Source organism: uncultured Veillonella sp. (genome assembly GCF_905209685.1).
GTDB lineage: Bacteria > Bacillota > Negativicutes > Veillonellales > Veillonellaceae > Veillonella.
This window is the reverse complement of the sequence record NZ_CAJLUB010000127.1, coordinates 1-5,042: the sequence shown is the minus strand read 5'-3', so window position 1 is coordinate 5,042 and position 5,042 is coordinate 1. Positions and strand designations below refer to the sequence as shown.

Here is a 5,042-nt window from a genome sequence, read left to right as displayed (position 1 = left end):
AATCATATGATTGATTACCTATCATTGTTCAGTTTTCAAAGATCTGTACCAGTTAAACCAGATTTTATCTAGCTTTGAAGCACTTTCTTTCGAAGTGTCTCACCAACTGGCGACTAGATTATAATAACATGTTGTCACTTTCATGTCAACATCTTTTTATAATCTTTTTTAGAATTTTGTAATTTCTGTTTCAACCAGGAATTACATTTTTATTCTAAAACGATTATCAACAAACATAGATTTTATCTACTGTTTGCTAACTAATAAACAGTCGCTTCGAACGACTGTATAGCTATTATAGTACAAAGAACTGAGGTACGCAACCCCTAATTTTAAAATTTTGCAAACTTTTTTCTACCTCTCTTTATATGGTAGATTCTTGTATTTTCCATACTATATATAGTACTTATTAATAATATCAATAATCAACTTAAATTGGCTTACTATATACGCTATTACCACCACATCTATACCGTTATTCTTCATAGGTAGTAATTCCCATTCAGACTCTTTTATTAATCACCTCTTAAGCTACATGTATCATCAGCATAATTCTGTCGTTATATAGTATATATATATAAAAACAACGCCATCCAACCGGATGGCGTTGTTTAATAAGGATTTGTGTTCCCTAGTCGGGGGTCCAGGGTACAGGGGCCCTCACAAACTCATTATAAGGGCCATTGTGTCATTGTAGATACACGTGCATGTAAGGGATACACGTATATCATCAGTATGTATTAGAGATCAACTAAGCCTTTTACGAGAGAAGACAAGGCTTTAATACCTACATCACTATAGATATCAGTTATTGTTGGATTGCACTACGCAAATCAACTTTGTTGTAGTCATTGCTACCCATTGGTTCGTTGATAGCTTTGCGAAGGTCTACTACGTGTTCATCAGCAGCAGTTGGTTCTTCGCTCGCTTTATTTTTAACTGTTTCTTTAGCAGCGAACCAAATTGTTTCGTTCATGTAGTGACGAAGTTCTTCGTTAGATACATGTTCTTGCTCTTGAGCAAGGATATCCAAGATTGCATCTTCTAATGCTTGTGCTTCGTCGTCATTCATAGGACCGCCAACTTGTTTTTGTTTTTGTACAACTTCGTTAACACGATCTACCATGCCACGCAATACATTGAAGCCATAGCTGTTTACGAAACCATCTTTTTCATTGTATTTAGGTGTTTCGAAGTATTCGTATTCGTTTTTGTTGCGGTTTTCACCGTTCCAATTTAAAGCTGTTTCAAAACCGTGTACGCGGCCAATGGAATGCGTACGGAAGTAATCAGCATAGTTATGTTTATCTTTGGAATGTAACCATTTTTTATCAGCTTTAGTCAATTGTTCATGATTGTCGCGTTTAGCTTCTGCTAAGGCGATTTTTTGTTCCGCATTTTCCCATGCTTTCACATAATCATGAAGAGATTGTACTACTTGTGGGCTAGCCACAGGTACCAATACAACATTGCTCAAACCAGGTGCGGATGCAGGGTTAGGTAAGATCAAGTTGTCATCATATGTTGGAGCGCTTGCTGCGTGACCAGTGAAGGATGCTGCGCTCAATAAAACTGCTGCTGTGAAAGCAAGCATTGTAGATTTTTTCATATCTATTCCTCTTTTCATAGTCGAATTAATGTGCTGGATGAGGGCTCCCGAGGGAACCCTTACCAGTCATATCCATACCTAGGATTAGATTCCTAGTTTTTTTGAAAGTTTTCTGAAAGTGTAACTAATTACATACCCATTTTCGCCATCATTGCAGCCATTTGAGCTTTCAATACTTCTACTTCACTTTGTAGACCAGCGTTTTGAGCTTTAATTTGTTCGTTTTCATATTTCAAGTCGGATACTTCACCTTTTAATCCGGCATTTTGAGCTTTCATTGCAGCCATTTCAGTTTGAACTGCGTATGCAGAACTGATAGGGCCTTTGCGGTAGCGGTCTGCTACAGCTGCTTCAGCATCTCTGTTACCAACTTTCCAAGTTACACCAGCGTTTGCCATCATATGGCTAGAGCCGCCAGCCCAGGACAAGCCACCATGGAACATTGTGGATTCGTTTTTGTAATGAGCTACGCCCACTGCAATCGCGGAGTTACCACGGTAGTTACCATAACCAGCCATGATTTGAGTTGGTTCCAATGGATCGTATTGCATAGGTTTCAATGCGGACAATGCTGCACCTTGAGCGCCTACACGACCGATTTCTTCGTTCAATTGATCAACGCGAGGGTCAACTGCGCCTTTTACGGAAAGGTCATAGTTCAAGCCGCCGTCAGCAGATTCAGTTTTCTTCAATACTACGGAATGATCATCAGATGTCAATGTAGTACGGGAATCTTTCAATTGTTTAACGTTTACTGCATCTGTATCATTAGTGCCTTTTTGAACATTAGTGATTTTGTTACCACCCATGTTGAGGTTGCCACCAGTGATGTTTACAGTATCGCCACCGAAGGATACTTTAGGACCATTGGAGTTATTGGAAATGGAAGTGATGTTAGTGAGGTCGCCTTTCACGTCGAAGGATACTTTACCGTTCGCATCAGTGTGAGCAGTAGTATTCACGCCGTTGGAGAAGTCTAAACCTTCAGATAACATTACTGTTCTAGCGTTGCCACCATTTTCTTTGTAAGTCAATGGAATTTGTTTAGCTGCTTCCTTACCATTGAAGTTAACTTGGTAGTTAGTTGTATGGTTAGTAGCATTTGGTTGAACGTCTACAGTGATCGCTTTGTTGTCACCTGTTACAGTAACTGCTTCACGAGCTGCATCTTTCACGTCGTTTTTATCTACAGATACTTCGTATGTTGCACCAGCTGCACCGAATGTATCGCCAGCTTTAGGAGCTACTTTAGCGATGTTATTAGCATCAGCTTTAGCTTGTACTTTTTCAGTAGATTTCTTAGCTGCTTCTTGTTGAACAAGTTTCAATTGTTCTTCAGTTGCTGCACGACCTTTAGTTGCGAAGTCGGAAGAATCAAGAGTTTTGTTAGTTAAGCCAGTGATGTCACCAGTTTTACCATCAAGCTTGATTGTGTTGTCGCCAGCTACGTTAACTACTTGGTCACCTTTAAATTCTAATTTACCGTCGCCTTCTTTGTTAGTGATGGAAGTGATTTTGTTCAAATCGCCTTCAACATTAACTTTGTAAGGATTGTTTTTAGAACCATCGCCAGTCACTTTAGTGTTTTGACCGTCAGTAAGGTTAGTTTTAGCTTCTTTCAATTGACGTACGTTAACCGCATCAGTATCGTTTACACCGTCTTGAACGTTAGTAATTTGTTTATTACCAGCATTGATGCCGTCTTTAGTTACGGATGGGCCATTGTTGATTACTAAGCCCCCATCAGTGATCTTAGTATCGCCAACTGTTAAGGAACCTTTATTTGTAAGATCTACATTGTTGCTCAATGCATATTCTACTTTAGCGCCGTTTTCGTCGCTAGTTTGTTTTACAGTAAGGTTTTTACCGCCGGAGAATTCAACAGTTTTACCATCTGTGATTTTCTTAGCTGCTGTTTCAGAATCAGCAGTAGTATTACCAGAGGATTTAACGTTGAAGCTGTTCATTGTACCAAGGCCAGCACCGCTAATTGTCATTTCGCCATTAGCAGATTTGGATACTGTGATACCGTCAGCACCTTTAACATTTACTTTACCGCCGTTAGCTGGAACATCTGTGCCATTAGCTTGGATTGTCCAGATATCGTCAGTGTTAGCGAATGTTTTGTCGCCGTATTTAATGCGGTCGCCATCTTTCTTAATTGTTGTGTAATTATCAGGTGTGCCTAAGTGGATTTCCTTAGTTTGGATGGAGTCGATGCCTTTGATGTTTTTATTCAAGCGAATGTTCAAAGTATCGTGACCATCAGCAGTTACAGCGATGTTACCTGCAGCAGATTCAAATGTTTTTTCTTGCTCTTCAGTAACGCCTTCACCTTTAACTTTAACTGTAGAGTTAAGTTTGTTTTTGTTTACAACGCTTTCGTTGTTGCCAGTGAATTTCAAGCCGTCATCAGTAGTAGCAACTTCGTGTTTGTTGTTGTTGCTATCTTCGTAAACGATACGAGTCATACCGTTAGTACCGTTTTTACCGTCAACGCCGTCTTGACCGTTAGCACCTTTGAAAGTAAGACCATCTTTACCGTCTTTACCATTCAAGCCGATAGAGCCGTCTTTACCGTTGATTACAACAGCAGAACCGTCTTTACCGTTTACACCGATCTTACCGTCAACACCTGGTTTACCATCTTTACCATCATTACCAACTTTGATATCGTCGGACAATGCATAGTTGTAAGTATGATTGCCAGTTACTTTATCAACGATTTGTTCAACAGTTAAGTTTTTACCTGCACCGAAGTTTACAGTTGTACCAGGTTTAACAATTGTTGCACTGTGATCGCCTACTGTGTTACCAGTAACGTCACCTTTCCAACCGGAGTTGTTGATTGTATCTACAACAGTTTTAACTGTAGCGATACCATTTTCACCATCAACACCTGGTTTGCCATCAACGCCGTCTCTTACTTTACCAAGTGTTACGTCGTATTTAACAACACCATTTGCATCAACGGAAGCTTTAGTGTAGTTACCATCAACGAAGTTCAAGCCTTCAGACAATTTAACTTTTTGTTTAGCACCGCCGTTAGCTGTGTAGTTAAGTTCAGCATCGCCAAGGTTAGTTGCTTTTGCATTTACTGTGTAAATGTTTTGACCATCAGCACCAATTGTTTTATCAACTGTTACGTTGTCACCAGCTTTAACTTCTGTCTTAGCGGATTTCAATTGTTTTACGTTAACTGCGTCAGTGTCATTTACGCCAGCTTTCACGTTAGTGATGTTCAAGTCACCAGCATTGATACCACCTTTTGTAATGGATGGACCATTGTTGATTACCAAACCACCGTCAGTGATCTTAGTATCGCCAATTGTTAAGGAACCAGATGGAGTCAAGTTAACTTCTTTGGACAATTGAACTTTCAATTTGCCATCTACGTTGTTCACGCCGATGTTGTTGTCAGTCAATTTGGACT

General features: G+C 39.7%; 2 protein-coding genes. Both read right to left on the bottom strand.

The genetic code is table 11. The features are described from left to right. Positions 1 to 808: 808 nt before the first annotated feature. Positions 809 to 1,609, bottom strand: coding sequence for a hypothetical protein (locus tag QZ055_RS08060; RefSeq protein ID WP_119207114.1), 801 nt, complete (start codon positions 1,607 to 1,609; stop codon positions 809 to 811). Between the two features lie 128 nt (positions 1,610 to 1,737). Further along, the coding region (locus QZ055_RS08055; protein WP_295825904.1) for a YadA-like family protein at positions 1,738 to 5,042 on the bottom strand (3,305 nt) is incomplete at its 5' end.

Excerpts from the sequence above, each read along its gene's own strand:
- QZ055_RS08060 (WP_119207114.1), bottom strand. The coding sequence starts at position 1,609 with ATGAAAAAATCTACAATGCTTGCTTTCACAGCAGCAGTTTTATTGAGC.